This window comes from Chryseobacterium gregarium DSM 19109 (genome assembly GCF_000430845.1).
GTDB lineage: Bacteria > Bacteroidota > Bacteroidia > Flavobacteriales > Weeksellaceae > Chryseobacterium > Chryseobacterium gregarium.
The window spans coordinates 45,374-61,735 of record NZ_AUMU01000012.1 but is presented as its reverse complement, the minus strand read 5'-3'; the positions used below and the strand labels follow the sequence as shown (position 1 = coordinate 61,735).

General features: G+C 39.3%; 14 protein-coding genes. 4 read left to right on the top strand and 10 right to left on the bottom strand.

Annotated elements, in window-relative coordinates:
• Positions 1-6 precede the first annotated feature (6 nt).
• The 6 genes from H561_RS0114205 to H561_RS0114180 all read right to left on the bottom strand — a co-directional run bounded on the left by H561_RS0114205 (position 7) and on the right by H561_RS0114180 (position 6,463).
• Positions 7-2,082 (bottom strand): T9SS type B sorting domain-containing protein, encoded by a 2,076-nt coding sequence (locus H561_RS0114205; RefSeq protein ID WP_027387618.1) that lies wholly within the window; start codon positions 2,080-2,082, stop codon positions 7-9.
• 90 nt (positions 2,083-2,172) lie between these two features.
• Entirely contained in the window at positions 2,173-3,408 is a 1,236-nt protein-coding gene (locus tag H561_RS0114200; protein WP_034762325.1) for an MFS transporter, read from the bottom strand.
• A 95-nt stretch (positions 3,409-3,503) separates the two neighbouring features.
• Positions 3,504-3,869 (bottom strand): hypothetical protein, encoded by a 366-nt coding sequence (locus H561_RS0114195; RefSeq protein WP_027387616.1) that lies wholly within the window; start codon positions 3,867-3,869, stop codon positions 3,504-3,506.
• A 69-nt stretch (positions 3,870-3,938) separates the two neighbouring features.
• Positions 3,939-5,438, bottom strand: a complete 1,500-nt coding sequence (locus H561_RS0114190) for a GH3 auxin-responsive promoter family protein (protein ID WP_027387615.1) — start codon at positions 5,436-5,438, stop codon at positions 3,939-3,941.
• A gap of 127 nt (positions 5,439-5,565) precedes the next feature.
• A complete protein-coding gene (locus H561_RS0114185) occupies positions 5,566-5,826 on the bottom strand; it encodes a hypothetical protein (RefSeq protein WP_027387614.1) in 261 nt (86 codons plus the stop codon).
• A gap of 244 nt (positions 5,827-6,070) precedes the next feature.
• Positions 6,071-6,463 carry a hypothetical protein gene (locus tag H561_RS0114180; protein ID WP_027387613.1) on the bottom strand — a complete coding sequence of 131 codons (393 nt, stop codon included), beginning with the start codon at positions 6,461-6,463 and terminating at the stop codon, positions 6,071-6,073.
• A 298-nt stretch (positions 6,464-6,761) separates the two neighbouring features.
• Between H561_RS0114180 and mfd the strand changes: the two genes are divergently transcribed.
• From mfd to pth, 4 genes are all read left to right on the top strand, one after another.
• A complete protein-coding gene (mfd, locus tag H561_RS0114175; RefSeq protein WP_027387612.1) occupies positions 6,762-10,136 on the top strand; it encodes a transcription-repair coupling factor in 3,375 nt (1,124 codons plus the stop codon).
• Between the two features lie 175 nt (positions 10,137-10,311).
• A complete protein-coding gene (locus tag H561_RS0114170; protein ID WP_027387611.1) occupies positions 10,312-11,172 on the top strand; it encodes a hypothetical protein in 861 nt (286 codons plus the stop codon).
• A gap of 101 nt (positions 11,173-11,273) precedes the next feature.
• Positions 11,274-12,215 carry a hypothetical protein gene (locus H561_RS0114165; protein ID WP_027387610.1) on the top strand — a complete coding sequence of 314 codons (942 nt, stop codon included), beginning with the start codon at positions 11,274-11,276 and terminating at the stop codon, positions 12,213-12,215.
• 89 nt (positions 12,216-12,304) lie between these two features.
• Positions 12,305-12,868: an aminoacyl-tRNA hydrolase gene (gene pth / locus H561_RS0114160; protein WP_027387609.1), complete on the top strand. Its 564-nt coding sequence runs from the start codon at positions 12,305-12,307 to the stop codon at positions 12,866-12,868.
• Between the two features lie 52 nt (positions 12,869-12,920).
• Here pth and H561_RS23365 read toward each other — a convergent pair whose 3' ends face one another.
• The 4 genes from H561_RS23365 to H561_RS0114140 form a co-directional block, all read right to left on the bottom strand.
• Positions 12,921-13,343, bottom strand: coding sequence for a hypothetical protein (locus H561_RS23365; protein ID WP_051349393.1), 423 nt, complete (start codon positions 13,341-13,343; stop codon positions 12,921-12,923).
• 185 nt (positions 13,344-13,528) lie between these two features.
• Positions 13,529-15,121, bottom strand: coding sequence for a SulP family inorganic anion transporter (locus tag H561_RS0114150; protein WP_027387608.1), 1,593 nt, complete (start codon positions 15,119-15,121; stop codon positions 13,529-13,531).
• Between the two features lie 146 nt (positions 15,122-15,267).
• Positions 15,268-15,567: a hypothetical protein gene (locus H561_RS0114145; protein WP_027387607.1), complete on the bottom strand. Its 300-nt coding sequence runs from the start codon at positions 15,565-15,567 to the stop codon at positions 15,268-15,270.
• Between the two features lie 22 nt (positions 15,568-15,589).
• Positions 15,590-16,258, bottom strand: coding sequence for a carbonic anhydrase (locus H561_RS0114140; RefSeq protein WP_027387606.1), 669 nt, complete (start codon positions 16,256-16,258; stop codon positions 15,590-15,592).
• Positions 16,259-16,362 lie beyond the last annotated feature (104 nt).

Genomic DNA, 16,362 nt, shown 5'->3' with positions numbered 1-16,362 from the left:
TAAGGTTTAATCTCTGTTTTTAACCATTACCCATCCTGAGAACTTAAATGGTGTATTTTTTTTATCGTTTTCATTCCATGTTACAGAATACCAATAGGTCCCGGTAGGTACTTTTTTGCCAAGCGTGGTTCCGTCCCATTTAAACCCGTTGGTTTTATCGGCCTGCCCAACCTTTACCCCGTATCGGTCAAAAATACTTAATATAAGGTTCTGTTTGCCGGCCAGGGCTGAATAATCAATGACATCATTTACTCCGTCCCCGTTTGGTGTAATGACGTTTACCAGGTTTGGTACTATAACGGTCACGGTAATAGGATCGCAATCGTAATCGTCTTTTACGTATATTGTATGATCTCCTCTTGATACATTATTGAAAATATTGGAATCCTGCCAGTTGATCCCGTCAATTGAGTATTTATAAGGAGCTGTTCCGCCTACAACATTTGCCGTAATTGAAGTATCGGTAATATCAATACTTGAAATAACAGGCTGTTCAGAAGGATATACTTTAACGGTCTGTCTGGCAATACAATCTCCGGTTTTAAGTTCTACCCAATAGGTTCCGACGGTAATGTTTGTAATAGACTGGGTTGTTGCCCCTGTGCTCCATTTGTAACCGGTGAACCCAGGACCTGCATCCAGTGTCGTGGTGTCTTCCATGCAGATGATCTTATCTTCAAGAATATTGGAATATACCGGTGGTAATACAATCAGGGTTACTTTAACGACCTTGTAACATCCGTTTCCGTCAGTTACTTTAATGAAGATAACGCCGTTCGGGGCAATATAATTTATAGGAGTAATCTCATTGGTTCCGTTTATAGCATCTTGTACAGAAGGGTAATAATTTTTAACCGCTCCTGCCAGTGTTGTTACCGATGCTGTCGTCAGGTTAAATGAAGCGGTGGAAGGATTCGTTTCAAGAAAGCATGATCTCAGGGTAGCTTCAGTCACTGTGAAATCGGCATAGAAAGCTAATGTAATTTCGGCAACATCGGAACATCCCTGTAAAGTTTCCACTTTTACGTATACTTTGCCTGTAGATGACGTAAAGGTATACGGATTGGTAATTTCATTGGTTCCCGCGTTCAGGTCAGCTAATGTAGGGTAATATTTTTTAATAGCTGTAGGATCAGTGGGAAGAACGTCAGCAGTGGTAAGATTAAATACAGCTGTACCCTGATTATTGTTGTTACATTCAGTCAGCGTTACATCAACAGCTGTGATATTTCCCTGTTTGAATTTGAATGTTCCCGTCTGTTTACACTTACTGATCGCACTGTTTGGGTTAACAGGATCAGCATAGCTGATGCTGTAATAATATACTGCCGTGGTACTTACGGTTTGAGGCGTAACAATCGGATTGTTACCGGTAAGGGCATCATTCGAATTGGTATGATAGCTTACAGTGAAATTCGGATTGCCATTAATAATTCCTGCAGATAAAGTTGAGAAATCGAACACCGCAGGATCGGTACAGATAATTACCTCGTTCGGGCCTGACGGAGTTGGATTCGGTACTCCCGGCGGTATAAAAGGGTTTGGCTGAACCGCAGACGTAAACGGGGAAGACAGCGTAGCGGTGCCGCCCCAGCTCAGTACAAATCCGTTGGTATTGGCTGAAAAGTTATCTACGATCAAATAATATGTTTCACCGGCAATTACATCCATATATTTTACAAAACCATCTCCTCCGGCACCTTCTGTTGTGTCGGTAGCGGTCATGTTAAGGCCCGTTAATCCCGTTCCTGAAGGAGCTGCGTAAGAGCATCTTATAGGAGTGCCGAGACTGCCGCAGGGCTTATTCGGCCCGAAAACAGCCCAGTCATAATCGGCTTGTGCATTCGGGGTGATCAGGAAGGTAAGGGTTCCGCTGGTTGATGCGGTAAATGTATACCATACGGAGAAATGTTCAGTAGAAAGACACCCGTTACCCAAAGGGCTTTCCTGGGTATTCCCAAATCCGCTCGGTGTATAGGAAAGGCTGGAATTTCCACAGACTGCCAAAGCTGAGGTACAGTCTGACTGTGAATATAGCATCTGAGCGAGAATGCTCAGAAAAATAAGTAAAGTTTTTTTCATGAAGGGGAAATTTTACATTACAAATATAAAAAATTATTAATTTTAAATTAAAGTTTTTAAGATTAATTTAATAAAATGGTATTTATGCCTTTAATATTGCATTTTTCTCAATTTAGAATTGGTGCTTCCCACCATCAGCGCGACCAATACCGTCATCGTTCCGCCGAAAACAACTGAACGCACCACGCCAAGCATCTTCGCCATTAATCCGCTTTCAAACTGGCCCATTTCGTTGCTTGACATAATAAAAATTGAATTGACACTCAATACCCGGCCTCTGATATGATCGGGCGTTTTCAACTGAACAATTGTTCCTCTGATTACTACGGAAATTCCGTCCAGCATTCCGCTCAGCATCAGAAGCATGAAAGAAAGCCAGTACAGATGAGACAATCCGAATCCGATGATGCAGAGACCGAATCCGGTAACGGCAATCAGTAAAATCTTACCCTGGTTCCTTCGTAAAGGAATGATTGATAAAATAATAATAATGCACATGGAACCGATATCTGATGCGGCATTCAGTAACCCGAAACCTTCTGCACCCACTTTCAGGATATCTGAAGCATATACCGGAATCATGGCAACAGCACCTCCGAAAAGAACAGCAAACATATCAAGACACAGCGCTCCCAAAATTTCTTTAGTCCTGAAGATGTAAGAAATTCCTTCCCGCATACTTTCTATAACGTTAACATTCTCTTTTTTGTATTCAGAATACTGTTTATTTAACTGGAAAAAGAACAATGAGGCGAAAAATATCAGTAAAATAACCGCTATTAATGTCCATTTTACTCCAAAAAAGCCAATTAAGAAACCTCCGGCTGCGTGCCCGCATACGGAAGAAACCAGAAATGTAGCCTGGTTTAACGTAACGGCACTCGGCAGGTTTTCTTTTCTTACAATTTTAGGGATCATGGAGGGAACAATAGGTCCGATAAAAGCTCTTGCAATTCCGGTAAAGAAAATAACCCCATAAATAAAATAAGTAATCTGATGTCCTGTAAAATGCAGCTCAACATTGAAAAATGCAGGGATCAGCAATAACCCGATCAGGAAAATGTAGGCATAATTACATAATAAAAGCAGTCTTTTCTTTTCATTCATATCAATGACATGCCCTGCGTATAAAGCACAGCTTACTGCCGGAATTACCTCTGAAAGCCCAATTAATCCGATGGAGAAAGGATCTTTGGTTAACTGATATACCCACCATCCCAATAATGTGGCAAGCATTCTGAAGGCTAATACAATAAAAAATCTTCCCGTAAGAAGATTTCTGAATTCAACATTCTGCAATGTCTGTAGCGGGGTGAATGAAATCATTTCACAAAAATACCCTCAAATATTGATTTGAGGGCAGGGTTATCTTATTTTTTTTAAGAGATAAATTAAATAGCGCTTAAAAGATAAAATCTATTTTAGTTATCTGCTCTTGATGAACTTAATACCAATGCTGCCACACCTGCAGCGCCTATGACCACAGCGCCTGCGGTAATTCTTGCTTTCCGGCTGTCTCTTACTGCGGCCACTCCGGATTTAGGAATGGTTACTACTGTGCTGTCTTTTTTTCCGGCAGTTCCGATCAGGTTATCCCCATCAACATTACGGAATAACATTTTTTGATTCTTTGAACCGTCTTTCATCATTACCGTATACATTTTTCCTGCTTCAAGATTAGAGTAATCGTTTTTTGCGGTGTCTTCTGTATATTTTGTGGTGGCACAAGACGAAATCACAAATAACGATGTCAATAAAGATGATTTTAAAAGTACAGATGCTCTCATTATTATTTTTTAGTTTTCCAAATTTATAATTTTTTTCGAATAAACGTTTCCGGAATTGAAAAAATCTGTTTAAAGTTTATGCATTTCCAGTAAATCGGCAATTTTCCTGTCGTTGGCCAGTCTCGGGGTTTTGTTTTGCCCTCCCAATTTGCCCTGTGATTTTGCATATTCATGGAAGGCGGTTTTTTTCAGACGAATAACATGGAGAGGCTGCAAGATATTTCCCGAGATCAGATCATCATAATACGTATTGCGTTTCCGAAGCTGGCTGTCAAGTTCAATTTTAAAGGCCTCCATATTTCTGGGCTCTTTTTCAAACTCAATGAACCATTCATGATGAGGAAGTCCTCCAGCCGGGTTCACCTGAGGAGCGAGATGGAATTCTGTAATCTGTGCCGGAAATTTTTCCAGTGCGGCTTTCATGGCCTCTTCCACTTCAAAGGCAATAACATGTTCCCCGAAGGCTGAAGTGAAATGCTTCGTCCTTCCGCTCACCAGAATCCTGTATGGGTTTTTATCCGTAAACCTCACTACGTCACCGATGGAATAGGCCCAAAGTCCGGAGTTCGTTGTTAAAATCAGAGCATAGTCTTTATTCAGCTCAACTTCTTTTAACGTTAATCTTCTGGCATCCGGTTTTCCATATTCTTCCAGCGGAACAAACTCATAAAAAATACCGTGATCGGTTAAAAGCAACAGTCCTTCTTTGGTATAATCATCCTGGAATGCAAAAAAACCTTCAGAAGCCGGAAATGTCTGTACGATATCTACGGTTCCTCCCAGAAGTTCCTCCATTTTGTCGCGGTAAGGTTCATAATTGACGCCGCCCGTTACGATCAGTTGGAGATTTGGGAAAATCTGTTTGATTTTCATGCCTCGCTTTTCAATCAGTTTTTCAAAATACATAATGAGCCAGGGAGGTATTCCTGAAATCAGGGTCATGTTTTCCTTCTCTGTTTCCTTAACGATCTTATCTACCTTCGCTTCCCAGTCATCTATCATATTGGTTTCCCAGCTTGGAAGCCTGTTTTCCTGTAAATATTTCGGAATGTGATGGGCCACGATCCCTGATAAACGTCCTGTTTGTATTCCGAAAACTTCTTCCAGTTCAGGGCTTCCCTGCAGGAAGATCATTTTTCCGTTAACGAAATCCGCATTGTTTTTTTTTGCAATATAATGGAAAAGGGCACTTTGGGCTCCTTTTACCTGAAAAGGCATACCTTCCTTAGAGATAGGGATATATTTTGATCCGGAAGTAGTGCCTGATGTTTTGGCAAAATATTCGGGAACATCTGTCCAGAGGATATTGGCCTGTCCTTTCTTTACCCTTTCGATATACGGTTTCAGATCCTCATAGTCTGAAATCGTGACTTTTTCCTGAAAATCTGCGATGGATCTGATGTTTTCAAACTCATGTTCTCTTCCGAATAATGTTTTTTTTGCGGTATTTACCAATGACAACAGCAGTTGTTCCTGGTTTTGTTCAGCGTTTTTTTTAAATTCTTCAGCTTTCCGGACGTGGCTTTTTGCCCAGGCCAATGCCGCCGTTTTCTTTAGGAAGTTTACCATGTCCCAAATTTATAAATAACTGAAGAATCTGTCATCACTTTTTATTGTATACAATAAAAAAACCGATGAATAAATGATCATCGGTTCTTCGAAATTTGATTATGAAAATAACAACTATAAGTTGAGTTTATTTATTTGCTTTGTATCTTTTGTCCGGGGTACCGTCTTTCTTTACATTTTTGTTTTCAGTATACCTTTTATCAGGAGTTCCGTCTTTTTTCATTTTTGCCGGCTGAGGAGCAGGGGCAGGTTTTGCCGTAACCGGAGCCGCAGATTTTACAGTTTTTGCAGTCTGATGAGTAGATGTTTTTGCCATCGGTGCAGTCTGCTGAGCGGTTGCCAAGCCAAGGCCTAATACGATTGACAGGGCAGAAAATAATTTTTTCATAATGAATCGTTTTGTTTTGTTTTTCTTGATTCAAAGGTATACAAAATCCCGACTGAAAATCTAAATTTCAGAAACTTAACTAAAGTTTATCAGAGCTTAAAAAAAGATTAAACCGCTGTTCTAAATATCACTTCTGCATAAGGCCTAATGATAAAAGTATCGACTTCTGATGAAGAGGATTGGGAACAAAATAAAACCTGCTTCCTTAAAGAAAGCAGGTGATGCATTATTATAAAAAATTAGTTTATCTTGTACAGTTGGCTGTCCAGGTCTTACCGTCTTTTATATAAAGAATTTTCAGATCATTATTATCAATTCTGATGTATGAAGTAGCGGTAGATCCTACCATGACCAGAGTGTTGTCACCCTGTTGGTTAAATTCCACTCCGTTCAGGTCTGGAATTCCATTGGAAAAAGAAAAGTTGTATTTGGTTCCGCTGGCAATTTTGGTTACGAATACACTTCCGTCATTAGAGTTGATGTTATCACCACCACCGTTATACGCTACGTTACCTCTGTAAGTCCCTGCAAAGAAGTCATTGTTGGCCGGATCATCATCATCGCTGCATGAAGTAATGGTCGTGACTACAAAAAATGTTAATAGGAACAGGCCTAAAATTCTGATTGCTTTTTTCATAATATTTATTTCTTTTAAGTTTGATAAAGGGAGTTTTTCAAACAATGTGCCATCTTTCTTTTTAAGGGATATTTTAACTTTTTAAATGAAAATTTAGTATTTATTAAGAATAAGAGATGTTGTCGAAATCTTTATTTTCCAGATGAGATTCCAATCTTTTACCGGTTATGATAATTTTATGATCTTATGAGATTTCCATTGAAATCATGTTAAAGAAAAAAATAGCATTATCTTTGTTATAGTCAAAACGATTCCGGGAGCTCCTGAATCGATTTTGCCGTTTATACCCATATCATTTATGCAGTTAAAAACCATCTCTGAAAAGTTTCTTCCGCATCTGCTTCAAAAGGAATTCGGAAAAGAAATTTTTGCCCAACTGGAAAATCACCAACATATTTACGTAAAAGGGAATGCCGGTTCTTCGGTTTCTATTTTTGTTGCAGAACTGTTTCTGACTCAAAAGAAGCACTTACTTTATCTTTTGGATGACAAGGAAGATGCATTGTATGCGAATACGGAAATGGAGAATCTTTTAGGGAAAGACAAAGTATTATACTTTCCGGCCACCCATCTTGAACCTTACCAGGTTGAAAGGACGCAAAATGCCAATCTGGTTTTGAGAACAGAAGTGATCAATAAAATCACTTCAGGCAAATCTCCGAAAATAATTGTGGCCTATGCAGGTGCTTTATCTGAAAATGTTTTAAAGAAAGAAGATTTTAAAGCCATTTCCCATCATATTAAAGTGGGTGACCAGCTGGATTTTGATTTTGTTGATGAATTGCTGAACCACTATAATTTTCAGCAGGCTGATTTTGTTTCTGAACCCGGTGAATTCTCCGTCAGAGGAGGGATTGTGGATGTTTTCTCTTTTTCCAATGAAAAGCCTTACCGGATTACTTTCTTCGGGAATGAAGTGGAAAGTATTAAAACATTTGATATTGAAACCCAGCTGTCTGTAGGCAAAGTGAATGAGCTTCAGCTCGTATCCAATATGAATTTTACGGTGACGGGAAGCCGTGTTTCACTGCTGCAGCTGTTGCCGGAAAAAAGCTTCGTCATTTCTAAAAACGGGATTCTCGGCATGCAGAAGCTAAAAACATTTTATGAAAAATCACTGGAGAAATATGATACGTTAAGCAAAGATATTGCACACCGGTCGCCGCAGGAACTGTTTATTTCAGATCAGGAGTTTTTATTTGATTATAAAAAGTTTAAAACGGTTGATTTCGGAAGTGTCCCTATTGAAGGCTTAATAGAATGGGAAGAGGTAAAAACCAATCAGATTCCGCAGCCTTCTTTTCATAAAAATTTTGAAATGCTGGCTGAAGACCTTGAAGCCAGGCAGGATGAAGGCTATGATACCTGGATTTCTTTTTCATCGGAAAAGCAGAAGGAAAGATTAGAATTGATTTTTGAAGAGCTGGAGCGTGAGCTTCCGTTTAAAAGTTTTACATCCGAGCTTCATGAAGGATTTGTAGATCATGAAAATAAATTTCTGGTGTATACGGATCATCAGATATTCGACCGGTATCAGCGGTATAAAGCCAAAAATGAATTTGCCAAATCCGAGCAGCTTACCTTAAAAGACTTGATGTCATTGAAAATAGGCGATTACATTGCTCATATCGATCATGGGATCGGAAAATTCATGGGATTGGTAAAAGTAAATAATGACGGTAAGATCCAGGAATGTTTCAAGCTGACGTATAAAAACGGTGATTTACTGTATGTAAGTATTCACTCGCTTCATAAAATTTCAAAATATAACGGACCGGAAGGAAGGGAAGTGGTACTGAGCAAATTGGGATCTCCGATCTGGAAATCCTTAAAGCAGAAAACAAAGGCAAAAGTAAAGCAGATTGCTTTCGACCTGATTAAATTATACGCACAGAGAAAAACGGCAAAAGGCTTTGCCTTTACCCCGGATTCTTATCTGCAGAATGAACTGGAAGCAAGCTTCCTGTATGAAGACACACCGGATCAGGAAAAAGCAACCATAGACGTTAAGAAAGATATGGAAGCGGATACGGTGATGGACCGCCTGGTATGCGGGGATGTAGGTTTCGGGAAAACAGAAGTGGCAGTCCGTGCGGCTTTCAAAGCGGCAACCGACGGAAAACAGGTAGCCGTACTAGTGCCTACAACGATTCTTGCTTTCCAGCATTACAGAAGCTTTAGAGAAAGGTTAAAGGATTTTCCGGTAAACGTAGCCTACGTCAACCGTTTCAGGACGGCAAAACAAAAATCTGAAACGCTTGCCGATTTAAAAAACGGGAAAGTTGATATTATCATAGGAACGCATCAACTGGCTGGCAGTTCGGTTAAATTCAAAGACCTCGGGTTGCTGATTATTGATGAGGAACATAAATTCGGAGTATCGGTAAAAGATAAATTAAAAACCCTGAAAAATAATGTTGATACGCTGACCTTAACAGCCACACCGATCCCGCGGACCCTGCAGTTTTCTTTAATGGCGGCAAGGGATTTGTCGGTCATCAAAACGCCGCCGCCCAACAGGCAGCCTGTCGATACCCACATCATCGGGTTTAACGAGGAAACATTGCGTGATGCCGTTTCCTATGAAATTCAGCGCGATGGGCAGGTCTATTTTGTGAATAACCGGATTGAAAACCTGAAAGATATTGCCGGGCTGATCCAAAGGCTGGTTCCGGATGCAAGAGTGATTACAGGACATGGCCAGATGGAAGGGAAGCAGCTCGAAAAAAACGTCCTTGATTTTATGGAAGGGAAATATGATGTCCTGGTTTCCACCACGATTATAGAAAGCGGTGTGGATGTTCCGAATGCCAATACCATTTTTATTAATGATGCCCAGCGGTTCGGGATGGCAGACCTTCACCAGATGAGAGGAAGGGTAGGGAGGAGCAACAGAAAGGCATTTTGTTACCTTATTACACCGCCGTATGATATGATGACTTCTGATGCCAGAAAGCGGCTGGAAGCGATAGAACAGTTTTCAGATCTCGGAAGCGGTTTCCAGATTGCCATGAAAGATCTTGAAATCCGGGGCGCAGGAGATCTGTTGGGTGCCGAGCAGAGCGGTTTTATTAATGAAATGGGCTTTGAGACCTACCAGAAGCTGATGCAGGAAGCTTTGGAAGAATTAAAAGATGATCAGGAATTTGAAAATTTATTTGAAAACGAAGAGGAAAGGAATAAGTTGTTTAAAACGACGAAGGATGTTAATATTGATACCGATCTGGAACTGATGCTGCCGGATGAATATATTTCAAATACGGAAGAAAGGCTGCTGCTTTACCAGAAACTTGCAGAGATTGATAACGAGAAAACCCTTGAAAAATTTGAATCTGAGCTTATTGACCGTTTCGGGAAACTGCCCGAAGAAGCAAAAAATTTATTGAAAAGCGTCAGCCTGAAGTGGCTGGCTTCAGAAATCGGTTTCGAGAGAATTGTAATGAAAAACGGAGTATTCCTAGGGTACTTCCCAAGCAATCCTCATGATAAGTTTTACCAGACCAATAAGTTCAGGCACATCATCAGTTACCTTACTCAGAAGCCCGCAGAAGCCCAGTTGAAAGAAAAATCAGGCAAAGAGGGAAATCAGCTTATGATGAGAAAAGATAATGTGGTGAATGTAAAAGAAGTGAATCAGTTGCTTCAGTCAATCCTTAAAAATGAAGAAAACTGATAATGAGTAGTATTGGTTTTATGATAAGAATTTCATAAAAGAAGTCAGGATGGCTTCAATAATTAATCTGAAAGCATAAGTTTTCAGATTTTTTCATTTTTTGTATGATTAATTAAAAATTCAAAGGAACATTAGGCAAAATAATTTATATTTGACGGCATTAAAAGTAATAATTATGATAAAAAAGTATTTTCTTTCATCTTTGACAGCATTGGCGCTTGCTTTTGTGGTTTCATGTGACAATACAACAGAAGATCCGCCGAACCAGAACAACAATGGCTCAACAGGAGGAGGAACAACGACGATTACAGGTCCGAGGATTTTAAGCAAACTGAAGAGCGGCAATAAGGATTTTGAAGAATACATTACCAATGCCGGAGTCCTTTCCCAGGTTTTTTTAAGAGATGCAGGATCTGATAATACCATTACGGCAACGGTAACGTATACCGGTGATAAAATTACAAAAATCAAATATGTGGATAATGCAAGTTCGCATGTATATGATAATTTATATACCCTTTCTTACACAAGCGGAAAGCTTTCCTCATTCACTATGGACCAAACTGTTTTAGGGATATCCAACCACAGTGATTTTACGGTTTTCTATGATGCCAACGGTCAGTTGTACAGGATTGTTGAAAAGAAGAAATTGGGAGGCAGCACATCCTACACCCATTATACGGAATCTAAATTTACATTCTCGGCAAATAATGTTGCCAAGGTCGACTATACCATTATGCTGATGGAGGGAGCTAATCCTGATCCTTCGACAGCGTCCACCACATCATATGCTTATGGAGATTATGATGCTAAAATAAATCCTTATACCACTTTGCCAAAAGAGTATTGTATGGTGGCCGGCACCCTGTTTCAGATGAATTTTAATATGATCTCTTCAAATAATTATGGGAAAATAACCATACAAAATCCTGCGGGCCCTCCAATCTCGCTTCCGAAAGGATATTTATATGATTCTCAGAATTATCCGGTTTCTGACCAGAGCCAGACCATTAAATACATCTATAAAGCATTATAATACCGATTATCCATTGATAGTTTTATCTGAAAACGAATAAATACATGGTTTTTATTCAAAAAAAAATTATATTTGTGGAAAAATAAATAATCCCTATCGGAATGAAACGACTTTTTTATTTTATTTTACTGTTAGTAGGTGTGGCTACGGTCCATTCTTGTAAAGATACGTTGGATGAAAACGGAGATCCGTTAGTTGACATCAATATGAATACAGGGCTTAACGGCCCGAGAGCATTATATAGAGAAATTACAGATTCAGATACCCTGGCAACGTATTATTATAATGGATTGCAACTGTCTAAAGTGATTACAGACAGTGCCGATTCTGCAGCTAATATTGCGTGGAGCGGTGATAAGATCAGCAGAGTTGATTTCAGAGGCTTTCTTGATCTTGATGGCAATAATAAAATTGATAAAGACAGTATATCATATACTCAGCAGTTTACTTATGGAAATACAGGAAGATTGGAAATTATTTCAGAAAATCGTTCTTTCTATGTGAGAAGTATAACAGCTCCTTATTCTGTCGCCGCACCTGGTCCCCAGACACTTTACAAAAAGACAAAAGCCCTTTATAACTTAAAATATGCTGCAGCTACCGGAAAATTAGATTCTATTATCATGAGAAACGGACCGGATGCACCCGGAACTTCATTTACGGATTATTCAAAAACAAAATATGAGTATTCAGGAGACAATATTTCTAAAGTAACAAAAACTTTCGGGACTATGAATGGAAACATATTTGGTGCGGTAACTGGAAAATGGGGGTATGATTATGGTAATTATGATGCACAGATCAGTCCATTCACTCTATTGCCAAATGCTTATAAAATCTCAAGGCTTTTGTCTGTAGAAAATAAGGACAATGATTTGAAAAACTTCTGGATTCTATCACCGAACAGCCCGAAAAGAATCTCTGCTACAGATCTTACGCAGCCTATTCCTGATCCGTTAATAAAATCAACGGATTATGTTTATGATCCTCAGACTTATATGATCAGGGGATATGGAGTAAATTATATCTATAAACCGTTATAAAAACAATCTTTTTATACATTGATGGCTCAATCTTTCCAAAGATTGAGCTTTTTTATTTTTAATGCTTTAATTTTGCGAAAAATTTCTTCATGAAATATTTGATCGTAGGTCTTGGAAATAAAGGGCCTGAATATGAAAATACACGCCACAATATAGGTTTTAAAGTAGCGGACAAAATAGCGGAAACGCTGGAAGCCTCTTTTAATACTACGAATTTCGGGTGGATGGCAGACGGGAAATACAAAGGAAGAAGAGTACTGGTTTTAAAGCCTGATACCTACATGAACCTTTCCGGAAATGCTGTAAGATACTGGATGCAGAAAGAAAATATACCGTTGGAAAATGTACTGATCATCACCGATGACTTAGCGCTGCCTTTCGGAACATTAAGGTTGAAGGGGAAAGGGTCGGATGCTGGCCATAATGGATTGAAAAACATCAATGAAGTTCTTCAGACCCAGAATTACGCGCGACTCCGTTTCGGGATTTCAGCAGAATTCTCAGAAGGCAGGCAGGTAGATTATGTATTGGGAACCTGGAATGGGGAAGAGACGGAAAAGCTTCCGGAAAGAATTGAGAAGTTTTCCAAAGCAGGTTTATCATTTGTTTTTGCAGGCATCAGCAATACAATGTCTGCTTTTAACGGGAAATAACAGATAAGCTGACTTAATGATCATAAGCAACCTCCCGGACCCGGAGGTTTTGCTATTTGGAGACAACAATATTCTTGATTATTTTTTTCTCAAAATAGTTCTTTTCACTTACTGTAAAATGGTAGTTGTGTTCCTCCTGAAAAAACTCAAGAGGGGTTATCGGACTGCTGTCCGCTTTCCAGGTAATAACAAGTGAAGGCTGAGCACCGGAAATAATCTCTTTTTCGGAAAATGTAAATAAGGTGCTTGGCAAAGGATTGTCCCTATCTTCTTTGATATCAGATTTGGCTTTCGTTGGCTGCAGTTGGGTCATATCTTTTAAAAGCAGAGAAAACGGTTTCCCGATATATTTTTCTTTATTGGTTTCAAATTTTTTAAGATAAGCCAAAGTATCTTTTACCGGTTTCTGGGCCATTAACCATCCGCTTGAAAACAAGAAGGTCCCTATCAGAAATGCATTTGTTATTATTTTCATGAGTTTGTGAATCACGTAATTTTGCAGATCAAAGGTAAGTATTTAATACTGAAATGTCTTATCATGATTAATTGCATAAAAAGCCACCGCATCCGGTGGCCTTCTGATGTACTTTAATTAATTTCCATCCATTTATCTAACTAAACATATTTTACATATGGCTTTCTGATTTCTTGAGCTGAGCTCTACATCGCTCTGTTATGAGTAACTACGATGTGGGAATCTTCATCTGTTTCATAGTCACGGTACGATGTTTTAAAGCCTAAAAGCTCTACGGTAATATCTTCTTCTTTAGCCCTGATATTGGCGAAATCCTGAATCATTTCCAGAACATCCGTTGCGATATAAGAAGTCCCTCTGGCGTCAATCGTGACCGTGGAATTGGGTTTGATGTTCTTTAAAGTCTTTTTAATGGCTGCTTTGTTGAGGAAAGATACTTCTTCTGCAAGTTTGATGACAATGCCGTCTGCATTATTCAGCTTTTCGCGGCTCAGGTAATAGGCCCTCTTCATATTTCCCTGAAGAATATAAAAGACGGAGATGGCCAGACCAATACCTACGCCTTTCAATAAATCTGTTGCCACTACGGCTACTACAGTTGCTACAAAAGGAATAAACTGGAATTTTCCCAAATGCCAGAAGTGCTTGAATGTTGCAGGTTTTGCCAGCTTGTATCCAACTAAAATCAATACTGCTGCCAGTGTTGCCAGAGGGATTAAATTCAGGATTACGGGAATAGAAAGTACACAGATCAATAATAAAAAGCCGTGGATGATTGCGGAAATTTTAGAAGTAGCCCCAGCGTTAGCATTCGCAGAACTTCTTACCACAACCGATGTCATGGGAAGTCCGCCGATAAAGGCACTGATAAGATTCCCGATTCCCTGTGCTTTCAGTTCCAGATTCGTGTCAGTAATTCGTCTTTGCTGATCCAGCCTGTCTGATGCTTCGATACAGAGCAGGGTTTCAATTGACGCTACAATAGCAATGGTTACTCCTGCAATCCATACTTTAGGGTTGGTAAAACCATGGATGTTGGGCAGGGTAATCAGGTTTTTAAAATCGTTCAACGATTGCGGGACAGGCAAAGAGACCAGATGCTGGGGCTGTATGGCCAGTGAACTCCCTGTCATTCTGAAGATCTGATTCATAATAATTCCGCCCACGACAGCTACCAAAGCTCCCGGAAGCATTTTCATCCTTCTCAAAACATAAATTTTATCCCATGCGATAAGGATCGCTACGGAAACCAGTGTGACAATAATAGCTCCCGGATGAACAGCTCCTGATAGTTCCGTAAAATACCCGAAGTTCAATCCATTGTCAAAAATAGATTCATGTCCTTCATAGTCTTTGTCAAATCCCAGTGCATGGGGAATCTGTTTTAAAATAATAATAATTCCGATGGCGGCAAGCATGCCTTCAATAACATTGTTGGGAAAATAATTGGAAATACTTCCCGCTCTTATGAAGCCTAAGATCAACTGCAAAGCTCCTGCTATAATTCCTGCGCAGAGAAAAATGTCAAATGCACCTAAATCTGTAATGGCGGTCAGGACTATTGCTGTTAAGCCTGCTGCCGGACCTGAAACCGAGATATTCGAGTTGCTGATGGTACCTATGACCAAACCTCCTACGATGCCTGCAATAACGCCGGATAAGGGTGGTGCTCCTGATGCCAGAGCAATACCAAGGCAAAGTGGGAGTGCCACCAGAAATACAACAAGACCTGAAGGGAAATTTTCTTTAATGCCTCCGATTAATGATGTTTTTTTCATGATGTGAAAACTGCTGTGAATAGAACTGACCTATTGAGATTCAATAAATCAATATAAAAAAATGAAATTTAATTTTTAAAATACGGATTGTTCCACGATCGAAAAGCTTCGACAGGAATAATAATCAAAAAAGTGTAGTGTAAAAATTATGCTTCCGGAGGAGGAGAAAATACGGATAATAAGGGCGACAGATGAAAAGAATCATCGATCAGTACAAAAGAACTGCCTTCCGTGGAAGGTTCAAAAAACTTCAGATAGTCATAGACATTCAGTGTTTTTGGAAGTGTCTTTTCATAAACAGAAAACGGGGAATAGTGAGAATGAGTTTCTTCTTCGTTAACAATCACATTAGTCTTAGGGATTTCCCAACCGGAAATGACAGCAATGCTCGGCAATGCTGTAAAGTTCAGGATAATCAGTAATGTAATTATACTCCAGAATTTCATATACTCAGTTTTAGAAAAAAAATTATATTTTCTTTCTGCTCATCACCCATTGATCTTCGCTAAGATTATAGATCTTCTGAATATCTTTCAAAACTTTTTCGAAATCAATTTCAAGATCAATAATTTTACCGCTTCTAAGGTCGAAAACCCAGCCGTGAACAATAGGGTATTCCTCAAGGATGTACCGTTCCTGCACACAGGCCATTTTAATAACGTTGATGCACTGCTCAAGGACATTCAGCTCTACAAGCCTGTCATAACGTTTACCTTCATCTTCGATAGAGTCCAGTTCAGTCTGGTGGATCCTGTAAACATCGCGGATGTTTCTCAGCCATGGGTTTAAAATACCAAGGTCCTGAGGCGTCATCGCCGCTTTTACACCCCCGCAGTTGTAATGCCCGCATACCACAATATGTTTTACCTTCAGATGCTGTACAGCGTATTCTATTACTGCCGTTGCGCTCATGTCTAAAGCATTAACTACATTTGCAATGTTTCTGTGAACAAATACTTCTCCAGGCTTTGCTCCCATCAGTTCTTCCGCGGTAGCCCTACTGTCTGAACATCCTATATAAAGATACTCAGGCGTCTGGGTTTTGGCAAGATCTTCAAAAAAGCTCGGATTATCACCGATTTTAGACTCTACCCATTTTCTGTTGTTTTCGAAAATAACTTCGTACGATTGTGACATAAATTAAAATTTTAAGTTTATAATTATTTATTTCGTTTTAAATTATTTCTAAATCCAATAGACTAAATCAATAATACTACAAAAATATAATTTTTGATTAAAAA

Coding starts and splice junctions, on each gene's coding strand:
- pth (WP_027387609.1), top strand. CDS start 12,305: ATGAAATATTTGATCGTAGGTCTTGGAAATAAAGGGCCTGAATATGAA.
- H561_RS0114145 (WP_027387607.1), bottom strand. CDS start 15,567: ATGAAATTCTGGAGTATAATTACATTACTGATTATCCTGAACTTTACA.
- H561_RS0114180 (WP_027387613.1), bottom strand. CDS start 6,463: ATGAAAAAAGCAATCAGAATTTTAGGCCTGTTCCTATTAACATTTTTT.
- H561_RS0114185 (WP_027387614.1), bottom strand. CDS start 5,826: ATGAAAAAATTATTTTCTGCCCTGTCAATCGTATTAGGCCTTGGCTTG.
- H561_RS0114170 (WP_027387611.1), top strand. CDS start 10,312: ATGATAAAAAAGTATTTTCTTTCATCTTTGACAGCATTGGCGCTTGCT.
- H561_RS0114140 (WP_027387606.1), bottom strand. CDS start 16,258: ATGTCACAATCGTACGAAGTTATTTTCGAAAACAACAGAAAATGGGTA.
- H561_RS0114190 (WP_027387615.1), bottom strand. CDS start 5,438: ATGGTAAACTTCCTAAAGAAAACGGCGGCATTGGCCTGGGCAAAAAGC.
- H561_RS23365 (WP_051349393.1), bottom strand. CDS start 13,343: ATGAAAATAATAACAAATGCATTTCTGATAGGGACCTTCTTGTTTTCA.
- H561_RS0114205 (WP_027387618.1), bottom strand. CDS start 2,082: ATGAAAAAAACTTTACTTATTTTTCTGAGCATTCTCGCTCAGATGCTA.
- H561_RS0114165 (WP_027387610.1), top strand. CDS start 11,274: ATGAAACGACTTTTTTATTTTATTTTACTGTTAGTAGGTGTGGCTACG.
- H561_RS0114195 (WP_027387616.1), bottom strand. CDS start 3,869: ATGAGAGCATCTGTACTTTTAAAATCATCTTTATTGACATCGTTATTT.
- H561_RS0114200 (WP_034762325.1), bottom strand. CDS start 3,408: ATGATTTCATTCACCCCGCTACAGACATTGCAGAATGTTGAATTCAGA.
- H561_RS0114150 (WP_027387608.1), bottom strand. CDS start 15,121: ATGAAAAAAACATCATTAATCGGAGGCATTAAAGAAAATTTCCCTTCA.
- mfd (WP_027387612.1), top strand. CDS start 6,762: ATGCAGTTAAAAACCATCTCTGAAAAGTTTCTTCCGCATCTGCTTCAA.